Origin of the sequence: Brevundimonas sp. UBA7664 (assembly GCF_002483305.1) — a bacterium.
Lineage (GTDB): Bacteria > Pseudomonadota > Alphaproteobacteria > Caulobacterales > Caulobacteraceae > Brevundimonas.
Genome location: NZ_DLHQ01000059.1, coordinates 729 through 14,826, shown reverse-complemented (window position 1 = coordinate 14,826; position 14,098 = coordinate 729). Strand labels below are relative to the sequence as shown.

Below are 14,098 nucleotides of genomic sequence, written 5' to 3'. Positions count from 1 at the left end.
CGCGCCCAGGGGGAACGCCGTCGGCCCGGCGGCGCGATCTGCCATACTGCCGGGCTGTTGATTCAAGGGACCGCCGAAGCGCCATGTCGCACGACGATCACAACCACGGTCACGATGGCCACGGGCACGGCGCCCCGCACGACGGCGGCCACGGCGGCCACGGCGAGGACGCCCGGCTGCACGCCACGCCCAACCCGCCCCCGCGCGGAGCCGAGGACAGTCCCAACCGGGCCGTCCCCCCGCCGACCCCGAGCCACGGTCGCGCGCCGCTTCGCGGGGGCGACGGGATCCTGCGCCCGATCTCCGAGAGCGAGTATTTCGCCGCCACGCCCGAGGCCGAGGCGATCGTCTCGTCGCACATCGACGAATATTTCAACCAGCCGCTGGACATCTTTCCGTTCTGGGAGACCGACGGAAAGCCCGATCGCTTCCACGTCCTGTTCAGCCGGCAGATCGAGGAACGCTTCCCGGTCGACACCGACATCCGCAGCCGGATTCACGGCTATGGTCGCCGGGTGTTCCGGGCCCTGATCGTCCACGTCACTGTCAAGCGGCTGAGCCAGGCCGGGGCGCTGGCCGCCTTCGCCGCCCTCGCCATCCTCGGCCCGGGCTGGTTCAGGGACTGGACCGGATCCGAAGCCATGGGCCTGGGCCTCGCCGCCGGGGCGATGCTGGCCGCCTTCGGCCTCTACTGGGGTCTGCAGGCGGTGCTGTTCATCCAGTACCGGTTCCAGATCGAGAACGACTCCTACGAGCTGTCGCGCGAGATCGTGCAGCGGACGCGCGAACTGCAGAACCTGTTCACCACCGCCCGCGCCATGGCCGACCAAGCCGAAACCCAGTTCCAGCAGGACGGCAAGGGCTGGGGCCAGCGCGCCATGTATCTGACCCGGCTGACCATGTGGCTGGGCGCGCGGATGGAATACCTCGAAAAGCACGTCCAGATGGAGTTGTGGCGCGTGCGCCGCGAACGCTACTGGATGCGCTGGGCACAGCGGATCATGACCCCGCTGGTGCTGATCGTCGGCCTGGCGGTGCTTGCGCTCGAGACGCCGCCGGCGGCGACCGGCGAGGCCGGTTTCCGCGCCCTGCAGGGACTGGCCGCGGTGCTCGGCGTTCTGGTCAGCTGGCTGTCCTATTTCCGCTGGCGCACGCCGACGGCCGCGATCCAGGACAAGCTGGGCGTCGACGGCTGGGTCCGCTACGCCTCGCTGGACGTCGACAACGCCGTCGCCGACCAGGTGCGGCGCGACAAGGAGCGGCTGGTCGAATACCGGGCCCTGACGCGCGGCGGGCGCTGAGGCGGCTGCGCCGCCAGTGGATAGTGGCTAGTGGCTCGTGGTTCGCGCTGCTGCACTTCCGGTGGCGGAAGGCGACGCCGACCGCGCCGTCGCACAGCTGTGGCCAGCCACCAATCACTCACCACCAGCCACTTCCTATCGCCGCAGATTGTCCTGCACGCCCCGGGCGTCATAGGCGTGGGGGCGGTCGGGGCGCGGGCCGTTCCCCATCACCACTTCCAACGTGGTCGAGGTCGGCGAGGGGCCGCTGAAATTCAGGCCGACGCCGACGCCGACGCCGGAGCTTGAATAGCTGCCGTATCGACCCGAGGACCGCCCCGAGCCGTAACTCACGCCGACGCTGGGGCGCATGCCGCCGGCGCTGTCCGGCCGGCCGTCAATCCAGCGCTGGGTCACCTCGAACCAGTCATAGCCTTGGGCGGTGGTCAGTTCGGCGGCGCGCAGCAGGGCGTAGTCGGCCACCGGCCCGGGCGCGCCGACACCGCTGTAGGTCACCCGGTAGCGATTGGATTCGATCCGCTGCTCGGCATAGCCCTGCCCGCCCGGTCCCATCTGGGCGCCGTAGGGTGCGAGACTGGCGCAGGCCGACAGGGCGAGGCCGGCGGCGGCGATCAGGGGCAGGGTCAGACGGTTCATGGCGGCTCTCCGGGCGTCTGTGGGATAGCGCGAGGCGGACTGCGTGGTTCCGAAGCCTACAGCCCCGCCGCCGCCTTCAGCGCCTCGAAATCCTCGGGCGGCGGCGCCTCGACGGTGCGGTAGCCGCCGTCGGGATGGGGAAACACCAGTTTCGCCGCGTGCAGCATCAGCCGTGGAGCGCCTCGCCCGGCGAAGGTCAGGGCCCCGCCGTAGCGGGCGTCCCCGGCCATCGGGCGGCCGATCGAGGCCATGTGGACGCGCAGCTGGTGCATCCGCCCGGTGGCGGGGTCGAGCTCGACCAGAGCGCCGTCGTCGGTGGCCGACAGGGTGCGATAGCGGCTCAGCGCGGCCACGGCGCCGGGCGTGTCGGGGGCGACAGCGCGCATATAGCTCTCGCGGCCGATCTCCTGACGCAGCAGGGGCGTGTCGATGGTCCCCGCCCTCGGCTCGGGCGCCGCCGACAGCAGGGCCAGATAGGTCTTCTTGAACCGCCGCGCCTGCATGGCCTTGCCGAGGAAACCCGCCGCCGGTTTGGTCTTCGCCGCCAGGATCACGCCCGAGGTGTCGCGGTCCAGCCGGTGCACCAGGTCGGGCCGTTTGCCGTTCGAGCGGGCGAAGGCCCACAGCAGGTCATCCAGCGTATGCGCCTGGATGCGCCCGCCCTGGCTGGACAGGCCCGCGGGCTTGTTGAAGGCGATGACCGCCTCGTCCTCGTGGATCACCCACGAGCGGACGGCGACGATTTCGGCCTCGGACAGGGAAACGGGGGTACGGTCGGTCACCGCGCCTGCATAGGCGAAAGACCGACCGTCCGTCAGCCCCTCAGCGCAGCACGCGGTTCCGGCTCATCATCCGGGCGTACCAGATGAAGAAAAGGCAGGCGACGCCGATGATGATCTGCATCGGCCACATCGAGCCCATGGCCTGCATCCCGTCCGACAGGGCGAAGGCGTAGACCGCGCCCGCCAACCAGCCGAGGAAGGAGGCCACGAACACCGGCAGGGCCAGCTTGCGGCGCAGCAGCAGCAGGATGGCGCCGAGGGCGCCGCCCCAGACACCGATCGCCCAGGCCGCGTGCGTCCACATCGGCATGGCCTTGAAATATTCGACCTGCGCCGCGGTCATGCCCATCTGGGCGAACCATTCGTCCATGCGGGTCTGGGTCATGAAATAGTCGACACAGCCGAAGCTGTTCCACAGCAGGGCCAGGACCCCGACGACCCAGAGGTGCCAAGGCGTGCGGACGGTCTGTCCCAGGCCGCTCACGACAGCACCCCCTTCTTGCCCATGGTCCAGGCGTAGGCGGCCAGAACAGCGGCGATGGCGGCGATGACCCAGGGCATGTAGCTCATCATGGCCATGGCCTCGGGCAGCGGCGGCATCGGATTGGCGAGCCCGTAACCCAGGCTCACCACGGCGCCGATCAGGGACAGGGCGAAGGCGGGCGCCGCCAGCCTGTTACGCATCAGAAGCAGGATCGACCCCGCCACCGCGCCCCAGACCCCCAGCACCCACGGAACATACATCCAGGTCGGCATGGCATTGTAATAGGCGACCATGGCGTCGGTCATGCCGGAGGCGCGCCAGTAGGTCTCGCCCTGGGTCACGCTCATCACGAAATCATAGCCGCCGAAGGCGTTCCACAGCAGCGAGATCACGCCCACCGCCCAGAGATGCCACGGCGTCGCGGCCTTCATCGTATCGCTCATCTTCCCCTCCCAAGGTTGATCGATGGGCGGAAGCTAGACCCAAAACCGGCGTTACGGCAACGCTAGCCCGCCTGGACCCGCCACGGCGGGTTCACGCGGTTCTCGCCGGCGAAATACAGGCAAAGGCCGTTGCCGTCCGGGTCGCGCACCCGGGCCTCGCGCCAGAGCCACCGCTGATCCGCCGGGTCGCTGTCGAAGACGATCCCGGCCGCCTTCAGGGCGGCAACCCGGGCATCGAGATCGGCGCATTCGAAATAGACCATCGTCCCGCCCGGCGCGGGCGCCTCGGCGAGGTGGATCGAGAAGGTCGCGCCGCCCGGGCAGAGGAAGCGGGCGTAGTGGTCGCTGGACACGATCAGCTCCAGCCCGAGCCGCTGATAGAAGGCGCGGGCACGGCGGATGTCGGCGACCTCGACGGTGACCTGGTTGAGGTTCATTCGTCGCCCTTCCGCGCCGCCCGCATGGCCGCCCAGCGCTCCAGCCGCTCCTTCACCTTGGCCTCATGCCCCTCGCCTTTCGGGGCGTAGAAGGTGCGGCGATCCATCCCGTCGGGGAAGAAGTTGGCGCCGGAGAAGCCCTCGGGGGTCTCGGGGTCGTACTGGTAGCCCTTGCCGTAGCCGAGCGACTTCATCAGCTTGGTCGGGGCGTTGCGGATGTGGGCCGGGGGCATGAGCGAGCCGGTCTCCGCCGCCGCCCGCTTGGCCGCCTTGAAGGCTTCGTAGACGCCGACCGACTTGGGCGCGGTGGCCAGATGGACCACGGCTTGCGCCAGCGCCAGTTCGCCCTCGGGGCTGCCGAGGAAGTCGTACGTATCCTTGGCCGCATTGGCGACCAGCAGGGACAGGGGGTCAGCCTCGCCGATGTCCTCGACCGCCATCCGCACGATGCGGCGGGCCAGATACAGCGGATCCTCGCCGCCGTTCAGCATCCGCGCCAGCCAGTAGAGGGCGGCGTCGGGGTCGGAACCTCGAACGGATTTATGCAGTGCGGATATGAGGTTATAGTGTTCTTCTCGACTCTTGTCGTAAGCGGGCGCGCGCTTCTGCAGGATGCCGGCGAGGGCCTGGACGTCGAGCGGCTCGGTCGAGGTCAGGTCGAACAGCACCTCGGACATGGTCAGCAGATAGCGGCCGTCGCCGTCGGCGAGGGCCAGCAGGGCGTGGCGCGATTCCGGGGTCAGCGGCAGAGTCTTGCCCTCCTGCGTCTCGGCACGAATCAACAGTTGATCCAGCGCCGCATCGTCGAGCCGCTTCAGCACATAGACCTGCGACCTGGACAGCAACGCCCCGTTCAGCTCGAACGACGGGTTCTCGGTCGTGGCCCCGACGAGGGTGACGATCCCCTCCTCCACGAACGGCAGGAAGCCGTCCTGCTGGGCGCGGTTGAAGCGGTGAATCTCGTCGACGAAAAGCAGGGTCGACTGGCCGGCGGCGCGACGCATGCGGGCGGCCTCGAACGCCTTCTTGAGGTCGGCGACGCCGGAGAAGACGGCGCTGATCTGCTGGAACTGGTAGCCGGCGGCCTGGGCCAGCAGGCGGGCGATGGTGGTCTTGCCGGTGCCCGGCGGCCCCCACAGGATCATCGACCCCAGACGTCCGGCCTCGACCATGCGCCGGATCGGTCCGCCCGGCCCCAGCAGATGATCCTGGCCCACGACCTCGTCGAGGGTGCGGGGCCGCAGCCGGTCGGCCAGCGGCGCGTCGGGGGGATGGATGCCGGAGGCTTCGAACAGGTCGGTCATGCGGGGTCAGAGATAGGCGTTCCGGGCGCGCATTTCACGCGTTAGTGTGGCCGCGCAGCGAGGAGAGCGCGACATGGCTGACGACCGGAACGCACAGGGTCCGACGACGGGCATCGTCCCTCACCTGACCATCCCCTCACGCGGCGGGCAGGCGGCGATCGAGTTCTACACCCGCGCCTTCGGGGCCGAGGAAGTGCGGCGCATGCTGGCCGAGGACGGCGAGCGGCTGATGCATGCCTGGCTGCGGATCAACGGCGGCGACGTCCTGCTGCACGACGAATTCCCCGAATACGGCCACGAGCCGGACATCGTCCCCAAGGGGGTCATCATCCACCTCCAGGTCGATGACGCCGACGAATGGTGGAACCGGGCCATCCTCGCGGGCGGCATCCCCGTGTTTCCGCTCTCGGACCAGTTCTGGGGCGACCGCTACGGCCAGCTCCGCGATCCGTTCGGCCACACCTGGTCGATCGGTTCGCCGATCCGGAAACAGGAGGGCTGAGGCCTAGCGGATCACCCCGTTGAGCCGCTGTCCGCGGCGGTTGATGGTCAGCTCCGAGCCGCGGCCGACGTTGGCCAGCTGCTGCACCGACGTCACGGCGCGGCCATTGACCGCCAGGATGATGTCGCCGCCCTGCAGGCCGATCCGGTTGGCGTAGCTGCCGCGCTGCACCCGGCCGACGATCACGCCGCTGGCGAAGGGGTCGCCGCCCAGGCTGTCGGCCAGGGCGGGGTTGAGGACCAGCACTTGGGCCCCCGAAAGGCCGCCGGAGCTGACGACCGTCGCATTGTCGAGGTCCGCATTTCCCGGCAGGGGCTGCACCCGGGCGTTCAGCGTCTCGGTCCGTCCGTCGCGCAGCACGGTGACCGCCACCGTCTCATTCGGCGCGCGGGTGCCGATGCGGAAATTCAGACCGCCCTGGTCGTTGATCTCCGACCCGTCGATGGCGGTGATGACGTCGCCCTCGCGCAGGCCGGCGCGCGCGCCCGGACCGCCGGCATAAACTTCGGTGACCACCAGGCCCTGGGGCCGGTCGAGACCGAGGCTGCGCGCGATGTCGGCGCTGACGCCTTCGCCCTTCACGCCCAGCCACGGCCGCACCACAACGGTGGCGCCCCCGACGGCGGAATCGACGACGCGCTTGACCATGGAGGCCGGCACCGCGAAGCCGACGCCTGACGACGATCCGGACCGCGAGAAGATGGCGGTGTTGATGCCGATCAGGTCGCCGTCCATGTCGACCAGCGCGCCGCCCGAATTGCCCGGGTTGATGGCCGCGTCGGTCTGGATGAAGGAGCCGCTGTCGGAAATGCCGGTCTCGGTTCGGTTCAGGGCCGAGATGATGCCGTTGGTCACGGTCTGGCCGACCCCGAACGGATTGCCGATGGCCAGCACCAGATCGCCGACCTGCTGTTCCTCGCGGTCGTCGATGTTGAGAGTGGGCAGGCGTTCCTCGACGCCTTCCAGCTGCAGGACGGCGATGTCCGAACGCTCGTCGGCCAGGACCACCCGGGCCGAGAATTCGCGCCGGTCGCTGAGGGTCACCCGGATGCGCTGCATGCCCTCGATGACATGGTTGTTGGTCACCACCACCCCGTCCGCCCGGACGATGACGCCGGAGCCGACCGAGCCGGTCTGACGCTGGCCCGGAATGCCCCAGAAGGGATCGCGCACCTGCTGCGTCCCGACGGCGGCGATATTGACCACGGCCGGGGCCGCGGTGCGCACGACCGGGGCGAAGCTGGATTTCATCGCCAGGGCGTCGCCGGGGACGACCCGGTTCTCGGCGAACACGCCGTCCTGGGCCCGGGTGTCATTGGGCTGGCCGCAGGCGGCGAGCGTCAGGGCGAGGGCGATCGCGAGGCTTCGGGTCTTCATCATCATCCAGTCGGTCGTTCAGTCAGGCTCAACCCCGGCCATTCGGCCCCGCCTTTGGGACAGGATCAAGGCGCCGGAGGCTGGAGAACGGCTGCTGATTCCTGACGTTCCGGCTGGCCAAGAGCCTAAGGGGGATGTTCGGCCGCGCCCAGCCTTTGGCTGAAGTTCGTCTTGGTGTAGATTGGGCCCATGAGCGACCTGCTGTCCCGCGTGACCCTTGACCCCCAACAGTGCGGCGGGCGTCCTTGCCTGCGCGGCACCCGCATGCGGGTCCAGGACGTGCTCGACATGCTGGCCGGCGGCGCAACCGCCGAGGAAATCCTGACCGACTTTCCCTATCTCGAAGCCGACGACATCCGCGCCAGCATCGCCTATGCGGCCGCCTCGATCGGCGACACGGCTGTCGTCGCCGCGTGAAGTTCCTGGTCGACGCCCAGCTACCGCCGGCGCTGACGACCTGGATCGAAGACCGCGGCCATCAAGCCTCCCACATAGTCGATCTCGGCGGGGTCGGTGTCAGCGACGCGACGATATGGGATATCGCGCGTCGCGAGGGCAGGATCATCGTCACCAAGGATCGCGATTTCGCCATCTGGGCGTCGGCCCGTCGGAATGGGCCTCAGGTTGTCTGGGTCAGGCTCGGCAATGCAACCCGCCAGAATTTGCTGAATTGGCTTGACCCCCGCTGGCCTGAGATCGAGGCGCGTCTGCGCGAACAGATACATTTGATCGAGGTGGGTCGCCCATGACCAATTTCATTCAGGTGACCCCCTTCCTGCACGTTGCTGACCTGCGGAAGGCGCTGGACTTCTTCACCGACATCCTCGGGTTCAGCGTGCCGTTCAGGATGCCCGGCTATGCCTATGTTCACCGCGAAACGGTCGGTTTCCGCCTGCTGGAGGCCGAGGGCGACGAGGTCCCCGCCGGTCATCGGCGGTTCGCCCACTATATCGACGTGCGCGATGTGGACGCCCTTTACGCCGAGCTGAAGCCGAAGCTGGATACCCTGCCGCCCGCCGATGTGCACGGGCCGGCGGACAAGCCCTATGGCCAGCGCGAACTGCTGGTCCTGGCCCCCGACGGAGAGCTGATCGCCTTCGGCATGGCCATCCCGCAGGCCGAGGTTGCGAATCCTTAATGCCGGGACGCCTTGCGCGGCGCCAGCGGGCGAGGTCAAGCTGCCGTCATGACCGCTGTTATCGAAACCCGAGGCCTGACCAAGACCTACGGCACTGTCCGCGCCCTCGACGGGCTCGACCTCTCCATTCCGCGCGGCGGGGTCTATGGCGTGCTGGGGCCCAACGGGGCCGGCAAGTCGACCCTGTTCCGCATCCTGCTGGGCCTGATCCGGCCGACAGACGGCACGGCGACCATCATGAGCGGACCGGTCGGCGACATCGCCCACATGCGCCTGACGGGCTCGATGATCGAGACTCCGCGCTATCCCCCCTATCTGACCGCGCGGCAGGTGCTGCGCTGGCTGGCGCTGGAGCATGGCATCACCGGTACGGCGGACATACCGTACTGGCTGGAGCGGGTCGGCCTGACCGAGGCGGCGGACCGCAAGGTGCGTGGCTTCTCCGTCGGCATGATGCAGCGCCTCGGCGTGGCCGCCGCCCTGATCAGCAAGCCTGAGTTGATCATTCTGGATGAGCCGACCAGCGGCATGGATCCCCCCGGCATCCAGGAGATGCGCGCCCTGATCCGCAGCCTCGCCAATGACGACGGCCTCACCGTCGTGCTGGCCAGCCACCAGTTGCTGGAGGTCCAGCGCGTCTGCGACCGCGTCGCCATCCTCAACAAGGGCAAGCTGGTGCGCGAAGGCGCCGTCAGCGAACTGACCGCCGTGGGCGAGCGCCTGCGCCTGTCGGCCGGGCCGATCGACAAGGTCCTGGCGGTGCTGGGCGCCAGGGGCGTGCGTGACGGCGAGGCCGCGCTGGCCGACATTCCGCGCGCGGAAGGCCCGGCCCTGATCCGCGCCCTGGTCGAGGCCGGGATCGACATCAGCGAAGCCCGCTGGGTCGGGACAGACCTCGAAGCCATCTTCTTCACCGAGACGGGCGCCGTGCAGGCGCCGGAGACCATCCATGCTGGTTGACGCCATCCGCGCCGAAGGCTTCCGCCTGTCGAAGAACAGGACCGCCCTGTTCTGGAGCGTGATGTTCGTGCCGATCATCTCCCTGGTGATCGGGGCGGTGACCAATTTCGTGCTCAAGGGCAGCGAGACCAAGATCCTCGGCGACGAGAAGATGCCGGCCGAACTGAAGGAGGCGTTGGGGCGCGGGACGCTGGACCTGGCCGACGCCCTTGTGACGTCCGCCGCCAACCTGGCCAATCCGCTGGTCCTGCTGTTCGTGCTGATCGGGGCGGCGACCATCTACGCCGGCGACTACCGCTGGGAGACCTGGCGTCTGATCAGCGCCCGCAACAGCCGGGCCAATCTGCTTCTCGGCAAGCTGGCCGTGACCGCGGGGCTGGCCCTGGCGGCGATGACGGCGATGCTGTTGGCGGGCGTCATCGAGAACCTGATCAAGGCCGCGGTGTTCGAACGGACCCTGACCTTTGCCGTGACCGCCGAGGCGGCGGGACAGTTCATCGCCTTCCTTGGCCTGTCGTGGCTGCGCATCATCCAGTTCGCGATGATGGGCATGCTGGCGGCGGTGGCGACCCGGTCCCTGTTGGCGGCGCTGTTCGTGCCGCTGGTCGTCGGGGTGGCGCAGTTCTTCACGCCGCAGATGCTGATGCCCATGGGCGTCCTGCCCGACGCCTGGCTGTCAGTACTGCTCAACCCGGCCGCGGCGACCGATACAATCCAGGCCATCATCAAGGGCGGCGCGGAGGCCGCGGCCCTGCCGGCCGGCCTGGCGGTCAAGGCCTGGATCAGCGTCGGCCTGTGGACACTGGTCCCGCTGGCCGCAGCCCTGGCCTGGTTCCGGCGTCAGGACCTGTCGAAGGAATAGCCGTCTCAGAGCGGCTTCTCCATCCAGACGTTGCAGCGCGCATAGGGCGTCGGCTGCGGCGGCAGATCGACGAAGCCGAAGCGGCGGTACAGGGCGATGGCGTGGGTCTGGGCCGCATTGGTCTCGAGATACAGGCGCGGCGCACCCTGCCCCCGCGCCACCGCCTCGCAGGCCTCAAGCAGCCGCCAGCCGAGGTTGAGGCCCCGCGCGCCCTCAGTGACGGCCATCTTGCCCACCTCAAAGCCGCCGTCGGCCATCGCCATCAGCGAACAGCAGCCGACCGGCGCGCCGTCGCGCTCTGCGATGAAGATGTGGCCGCCCCTGTCGAGAATGACGCCCTGCGGGTCGCTGAGGACAAGCTGGTCCTTGGCCTCCAGCGCATAGCCGCCGGCCCGCAACCAGTCCTCATTCAGCGACCGCCATGCAGCGGCGTGGATGGGGCGGTAGGAGACGATGTCGATCATCGCACCCTCGTCGCGTCTCCACTCAAGAAGACGATCTCGACCCTCATGCCGTGGCCGGGCGTGGATTGCACGTCCATCCGGGCGCTCGCGTTCTGCAGCAGGGACCGAACGATCAGCGCCGACAGCTTGCCCTGTTTGGGCCAGGCGTATCCCGCCGGCAGACCGATCCCGTCGTCCGCGACGACGATCCGGCATCCCCCCGCCCCGTCGATCTTGCTATGCAGGGTGATCGCACCGCCGGACGCGTCCTTGAAGGCGTGCTTGAGCGTGTTGGTCATGAGTTCATTGACCACGAGCCCTGCCGGCATGGCGACATCGAGGGAGACCGGCCACATATCGACCTGCAGATCGAGGTGGACTCCCTCCACGGCGTGAGCCCGCATGACGGCCGAGGCGATCTCGCTCAGATAGATCCCGAGGTCGACCTTTCCGTCGCCTTCGTTCTCGCTCAACGCGCGGTATAGCAGGCCGAGGGCCTCGACCCGCCCGGCGAGCCGATCAAAACCCTCGCCCGTCGTGCGGTCCGAAACACCCCGCGCCTCGACCCGGATGAGCGCGGTGATCATTTGAAGGTTGTTTCGGACCCGGTGCTGAAGTTCCTTCAGCTGGGTGTCCTTTTCCAGGACCTGTTCCTCGAGCTGCTCGAGGATCGACGGTGTCCGGGTGGCCGCCGCGACGAGCGCCACCAGTCTGAAAGCCGGCGCGCCCTCGTCATCCTCGATGAGGCTCGACCATGCGTCGACCAGCATGCTGCCGTCGTTGTGAGGCATGTTGAAAGTGCCGAGGTAGTCGGCTCCGTCGACGATCGCCTGACCGAGCGATACGGGTGATTCCGCCCCGAGAGCCGCCCCCGGCAGGCCCTGCCATCCCTTGCCGAGAACCGCCGCGTTCAGCTGGCCCGACAGGCGCTCGAACTGGTGATTGGCGTAGATCACCTTCTCGACCGGGACGAGTTCCGAGACCGCCACCGCGATCGGAATCTGGTCGAGGAACTGTTTGAACCGATCCTGCTCGAGGGCGACGGAAAGGTCAGCCCCCTCAAGGCTTACGGGGAACTCTGCCGAGGACATCCATACCACCCCGGAGTCCGCCACTACCGCGAGGCCCCTTCCGCGTCTGTCTAGAGGATCTCCCCGACATTGGCCATCGGTGCATCACCCGGGGTCCGGCGGCGGCCACTGGCGGCGGGCCGCCCGGACAGACAGCCAGGGCCTGCCCGTCCTTCCCTGGCGCTGATGAAAAAGGGCGGCCCGCTGTGCGCGGACCGCCCTTTTCTCAAGCCCCAGACGGGAAGCGTGCTTACGCTTCTTCGTCGCCCTCGATGGCATAGACCGGACCCGAGTCCAGGCCCTTGGCGGCGGTGTCGCGATCGACGAACTCGATCACGGCCATCGCGGCGTTGTCGCCGTGACGGTAGCCGGCCTTCATGATGCGGATGTAGCCGCCGTTGCGGTCGGCGTAGCGCGGGCCGATCGTTTCGAACAGCTTGCCCACCTGCGGCACGTCACGGACGTGGCTGATGGCCTGACGACGCGCGTGCAGGTCGCCCTTCTTGGCGAGCGTGACCAGCTTCTCGACGAAGGGACGCAGTTCCTTCGCCTTGGGAAGCGTGGTCGTGATCTGCTCGTGCTTGATCAGCGACGCAGCCATGTTGGCGAACATGGCGGTCCGGTGTGCGCTCGTACGACCGAGCTTGCGATAGGCGGCGCCGTGGCGCATCGGGGTCTCTCCTACTCACCCTGGTTTCCGGAGCACCGGACCTGGGGTTCTCACATTCTAACCGCTCCGCGATCCCGAAGGATCAAGGGCGGAGGGTTGAAACTAGATCTGGTCGTCGAATTTCTTGGCCAGGTCTTCGATGTTTTCGGGCGGCCAGTTCGGCACATCCATGCCGAGCGAGAGGCCCATCGTCGCGAGAACTTCCTTGATCTCGTTCAGCGACTTGCGGCCGAAGTTCGGGGTGCGAAGCATTTCGCCCTCGGTCTTCTGGATCAGGTCGCCGATGTAGACGATGTTGTCGTTCTTCAAGCAGTTCGCCGAACGGACCGACAGTTCCAGCTCGTCCACCTTCTTCAGCAGGGCCGGGTTGAACGGCAGGTCGGGCTTGCCGTCGACGGCTTCCACGGCCTTCTTCGGCTCGTCGAAGGTGATGAAGATCTGCAGCTGGTCCTGGAGGATGCGCGAGGCGTAGGCCACGGCGTCCACCGGCGAGACCGCGCCGTTCGTCTCGACCTCGAGGATCAGCTTGTCATAGTCCAGCGACTGGCCCTGACGGGTCGGCTCGACGCGATAGGCGACGCGCTTGACCGGCGAATACAGGGCGTCGACGGCGATCAGGCCGATCGGGGCGTCTTCCGGACGGTTCAGCTCGGAGGCAACATAGCCCTTGCCGTTCTGGACGGTCAGTTCCATGCGCACCGAGGCGCCGTCGTCGAGCGTGCAGATCACGTGGTCGGGGTTCAGCACCTCGATGTCCGAAGGGACGTCGATCTGGCCAGCCGTCACGGGGCCGGGGCCCGTGGCGCGCAGGGTCATGCGCTTGGGGCCTTCGGCGTGCATGCGCAGCGCCAGCTGCTTGATGTTCAGCACGATGTCGACCACGTCCTCGCGCACGCCTTCCAGCGACGAGAATTCATGGACCACACCGTCGATCTGGATCGCAGTCACGGCGGCGCCTTGCAGCGACGACAGGAGAACGCGGCGCAGGGCGTTGCCGAGCGTCACGCCGAAACCGCGTTCCAGGGGCTCGGCGACCAGGCGCGACTTGCGCTGCGGGTCGGAGCTCGCCTCGATCTGCGGCTTCTCGGGACGGATCAGCTCTTGCCAGTTACGTTCGATCATGGGTGTCCCTCGAAAACGGAGCGCCGGTCCCTCGCGCCTCGTCAGGAGCGGCAGGACCGGCGGAGATAGTCAGTCGGTTGAAATCGCTTAGACGCGGCGGCGCTTGGGCGGACGGCAACCGTTGTGCGGCATCGGCGTGACGTCGCGAATGGTGGTGATGGTCAGGCCGACCGACTGCAGGGCGCGCAGGGCCGACTCACGGCCGGAACCGGGACCCGAGACGTTGACTTCCAGCGTCTTGACGCCGTGTTCCTGGGCTTTCTTGCCCGCGTCTTCGGCGGCCATCTGGGCGGCGTAGGGGGTCGATTTGCGCGAACCCTTGAAGCCCATGTGTCCGGCCGACGACCACGAGATCGCGTTGCCCTGGGCATCGGTGATCGTGATCATGGTGTTGTTGAAGGACGCATTCACGTGGGCGACGCCCGAGGTGATGTTCTTGCGCTCGCGCTTCTTTACGCGACCCGGTTCCTTGGCCATGTGTCTGTCTTACTTCTTCTTGCCGGCGATCGGCTTGGCGGGACCCTTGCGGGTGCGGGCGTTGGTGTGGGTGCGCTGGCCGCGGACCGG

General features: G+C 68.0%; 19 protein-coding genes and 1 pseudogene. 7 read left to right on the top strand and 13 right to left on the bottom strand.

Annotated elements, in window-relative coordinates; translation table 11 throughout:
• The first annotated feature begins 83 nt into the window (after window positions 1-83).
• Window positions 84-1,301: a hypothetical protein gene (locus tag B2742_RS13855; protein WP_292067378.1), complete on the top strand. Its 1,218-nt coding sequence runs from the start codon at window positions 84-86 to the stop codon at window positions 1,299-1,301.
• A 135-nt stretch (window positions 1,302-1,436) separates the two neighbouring features.
• Here B2742_RS13855 and B2742_RS13850 read toward each other — a convergent pair whose 3' ends face one another.
• The 6 genes from B2742_RS13850 to B2742_RS13825 all read right to left on the bottom strand — a co-directional run bounded on the left by B2742_RS13850 (window position 1,437) and on the right by B2742_RS13825 (window position 5,387).
• Entirely contained in the window at window positions 1,437-1,937 is a 501-nt protein-coding gene (locus B2742_RS13850) for a CC0125/CC1285 family lipoprotein (protein WP_292067377.1), read from the bottom strand.
• 56 nt (window positions 1,938-1,993) lie between these two features.
• Window positions 1,994-2,719 carry an RluA family pseudouridine synthase gene (locus B2742_RS13845; RefSeq protein ID WP_292067374.1) on the bottom strand — a complete coding sequence of 242 codons (726 nt, stop codon included), beginning with the start codon at window positions 2,717-2,719 and terminating at the stop codon, window positions 1,994-1,996.
• 40 nt (window positions 2,720-2,759) lie between these two features.
• Entirely contained in the window at window positions 2,760-3,203 is a 444-nt protein-coding gene (locus B2742_RS13840; protein WP_292067372.1) for a hypothetical protein, read from the bottom strand.
• Entirely contained in the window at window positions 3,200-3,646 is a 447-nt protein-coding gene (locus tag B2742_RS13835) for a hypothetical protein (protein ID WP_292067370.1), read from the bottom strand. Before B2742_RS13835 ends, B2742_RS13840 begins: the two co-directional genes overlap by 4 nt.
• A gap of 62 nt (window positions 3,647-3,708) precedes the next feature.
• Window positions 3,709-4,083, bottom strand: a complete 375-nt coding sequence (locus B2742_RS13830; RefSeq protein WP_292067368.1) for a VOC family protein — start codon at window positions 4,081-4,083, stop codon at window positions 3,709-3,711.
• Complete coding sequence (locus B2742_RS13825) at window positions 4,080-5,387, bottom strand: replication-associated recombination protein A (RefSeq protein WP_292067366.1); 1,308 nt, start codon at window positions 5,385-5,387, stop codon at window positions 4,080-4,082. Before B2742_RS13825 ends, B2742_RS13830 begins: the two co-directional genes overlap by 4 nt.
• Before the next feature lie 73 nt (window positions 5,388-5,460).
• Here B2742_RS13825 and B2742_RS13820 point away from each other — a divergent pair, with 73 nt between their 5' ends.
• Window positions 5,461-5,889, top strand: a complete 429-nt coding sequence (locus B2742_RS13820; protein WP_292067364.1) for a VOC family protein — start codon at window positions 5,461-5,463, stop codon at window positions 5,887-5,889.
• Between the two features lie 3 nt (window positions 5,890-5,892).
• Here the strand turns inward: B2742_RS13820 and B2742_RS13815 are convergent, their stop codons facing one another.
• Complete coding sequence (locus tag B2742_RS13815) at window positions 5,893-7,266, bottom strand: trypsin-like peptidase domain-containing protein (protein ID WP_292067626.1); 1,374 nt, start codon at window positions 7,264-7,266, stop codon at window positions 5,893-5,895.
• Between the two features lie 189 nt (window positions 7,267-7,455).
• On the opposite strand from B2742_RS13815, the gene B2742_RS13810 reads away from it, so the two are divergent.
• Genes B2742_RS13810 through B2742_RS13790 form a run of 5 tightly spaced genes read left to right on the top strand, consistent with a single transcriptional unit; the run spans window position 7,456 to window position 10,226 of the window.
• Complete coding sequence (locus tag B2742_RS13810) at window positions 7,456-7,683, top strand: DUF433 domain-containing protein (RefSeq protein WP_292067362.1); 228 nt, start codon at window positions 7,456-7,458, stop codon at window positions 7,681-7,683.
• On the top strand, window positions 7,680-8,015 hold the full coding sequence (locus B2742_RS13805) for a DUF5615 family PIN-like protein (protein WP_292067360.1): 336 nt from the start codon (window positions 7,680-7,682) through the stop codon (window positions 8,013-8,015). Before B2742_RS13810 ends, B2742_RS13805 begins: the two co-directional genes overlap by 4 nt.
• A complete protein-coding gene (locus B2742_RS13800) occupies window positions 8,012-8,404 on the top strand; it encodes a bleomycin resistance protein (RefSeq protein WP_292067357.1) in 393 nt (130 codons plus the stop codon). Before B2742_RS13805 ends, B2742_RS13800 begins: the two co-directional genes overlap by 4 nt.
• A gap of 48 nt (window positions 8,405-8,452) precedes the next feature.
• Window positions 8,453-9,364, top strand: coding sequence for an ABC transporter ATP-binding protein (locus B2742_RS13795; RefSeq protein ID WP_292067355.1), 912 nt, complete (start codon window positions 8,453-8,455; stop codon window positions 9,362-9,364).
• Window positions 9,354-10,226, top strand: a complete 873-nt coding sequence (locus tag B2742_RS13790; protein ID WP_292067353.1) for an ABC transporter permease subunit — start codon at window positions 9,354-9,356, stop codon at window positions 10,224-10,226. Before B2742_RS13795 ends, B2742_RS13790 begins: the two co-directional genes overlap by 11 nt.
• A gap of 5 nt (window positions 10,227-10,231) precedes the next feature.
• Here B2742_RS13790 and B2742_RS13785 read toward each other — a convergent pair whose 3' ends face one another.
• The 6 genes and pseudogenes from B2742_RS13785 to B2742_RS13760 all read right to left on the bottom strand — a co-directional run.
• Window positions 10,232-10,690, bottom strand: coding sequence for a GNAT family N-acetyltransferase (locus B2742_RS13785; RefSeq protein WP_292067351.1), 459 nt, complete (start codon window positions 10,688-10,690; stop codon window positions 10,232-10,234).
• Window positions 10,687-11,760 (bottom strand): sensor histidine kinase, encoded by a 1,074-nt coding sequence (locus B2742_RS13780; protein ID WP_292067349.1) that lies wholly within the window; start codon window positions 11,758-11,760, stop codon window positions 10,687-10,689. The genes B2742_RS13785 and B2742_RS13780 overlap by 4 nt, the downstream gene beginning before the upstream one ends.
• A gap of 229 nt (window positions 11,761-11,989) precedes the next feature.
• Complete coding sequence (gene rplQ / locus B2742_RS13775; protein ID WP_292030110.1) at window positions 11,990-12,409, bottom strand: 50S ribosomal protein L17; 420 nt, start codon at window positions 12,407-12,409, stop codon at window positions 11,990-11,992.
• Window positions 12,410-12,511: 102 nt separating this feature from the next.
• A complete protein-coding gene (locus tag B2742_RS13770) occupies window positions 12,512-13,531 on the bottom strand; it encodes a DNA-directed RNA polymerase subunit alpha (protein ID WP_292067347.1) in 1,020 nt (339 codons plus the stop codon).
• Between the two features lie 87 nt (window positions 13,532-13,618).
• A complete protein-coding gene (rpsK, locus tag B2742_RS13765) occupies window positions 13,619-14,008 on the bottom strand; it encodes a 30S ribosomal protein S11 (protein ID WP_013268944.1) in 390 nt (129 codons plus the stop codon).
• Between the two features lie 9 nt (window positions 14,009-14,017).
• A pseudogene (locus B2742_RS13760) lies at window positions 14,018-14,098 on the bottom strand (30S ribosomal protein S13); the annotation flags it as partial.

What these genes read in the sequence shown, in the direction of transcription:
- B2742_RS13770 (WP_292067347.1), bottom strand. Translation starts at nt 13,531, where the DNA reads ATGATCGAACGTAACTGGCAAGAGCTGATCCGTCCCGAGAAGCCGCAG.
- B2742_RS13825 (WP_292067366.1), bottom strand. Translation starts at nt 5,387, where the DNA reads ATGACCGACCTGTTCGAAGCCTCCGGCATCCATCCCCCCGACGCGCCG.
- B2742_RS13820 (WP_292067364.1), top strand. Translation starts at nt 5,461, where the DNA reads ATGGCTGACGACCGGAACGCACAGGGTCCGACGACGGGCATCGTCCCT.
- B2742_RS13780 (WP_292067349.1), bottom strand. Translation starts at nt 11,760, where the DNA reads ATGTCCTCGGCAGAGTTCCCCGTAAGCCTTGAGGGGGCTGACCTTTCC.
- B2742_RS13855 (WP_292067378.1), top strand. Translation starts at nt 84, where the DNA reads ATGTCGCACGACGATCACAACCACGGTCACGATGGCCACGGGCACGGC.
- B2742_RS13850 (WP_292067377.1), bottom strand. Translation starts at nt 1,937, where the DNA reads ATGAACCGTCTGACCCTGCCCCTGATCGCCGCCGCCGGCCTCGCCCTG.
- B2742_RS13800 (WP_292067357.1), top strand. Translation starts at nt 8,012, where the DNA reads ATGACCAATTTCATTCAGGTGACCCCCTTCCTGCACGTTGCTGACCTG.
- B2742_RS13790 (WP_292067353.1), top strand. Translation starts at nt 9,354, where the DNA reads ATGCTGGTTGACGCCATCCGCGCCGAAGGCTTCCGCCTGTCGAAGAAC.
- rpsK (WP_013268944.1), bottom strand. Translation starts at nt 14,008, where the DNA reads ATGGCCAAGGAACCGGGTCGCGTAAAGAAGCGCGAGCGCAAGAACATC.
- B2742_RS13830 (WP_292067368.1), bottom strand. Translation starts at nt 4,083, where the DNA reads ATGAACCTCAACCAGGTCACCGTCGAGGTCGCCGACATCCGCCGTGCC.
- B2742_RS13795 (WP_292067355.1), top strand. Translation starts at nt 8,453, where the DNA reads ATGACCGCTGTTATCGAAACCCGAGGCCTGACCAAGACCTACGGCACT.
- B2742_RS13785 (WP_292067351.1), bottom strand. Translation starts at nt 10,690, where the DNA reads ATGATCGACATCGTCTCCTACCGCCCCATCCACGCCGCTGCATGGCGG.
- B2742_RS13815 (WP_292067626.1), bottom strand. Translation starts at nt 7,266, where the DNA reads ATGAAGACCCGAAGCCTCGCGATCGCCCTCGCCCTGACGCTCGCCGCC.
- B2742_RS13810 (WP_292067362.1), top strand. Translation starts at nt 7,456, where the DNA reads ATGAGCGACCTGCTGTCCCGCGTGACCCTTGACCCCCAACAGTGCGGC.
- B2742_RS13835 (WP_292067370.1), bottom strand. Translation starts at nt 3,646, where the DNA reads ATGAGCGATACGATGAAGGCCGCGACGCCGTGGCATCTCTGGGCGGTG.
- rplQ (WP_292030110.1), bottom strand. Translation starts at nt 12,409, where the DNA reads ATGCGCCACGGCGCCGCCTATCGCAAGCTCGGTCGTACGAGCGCACAC.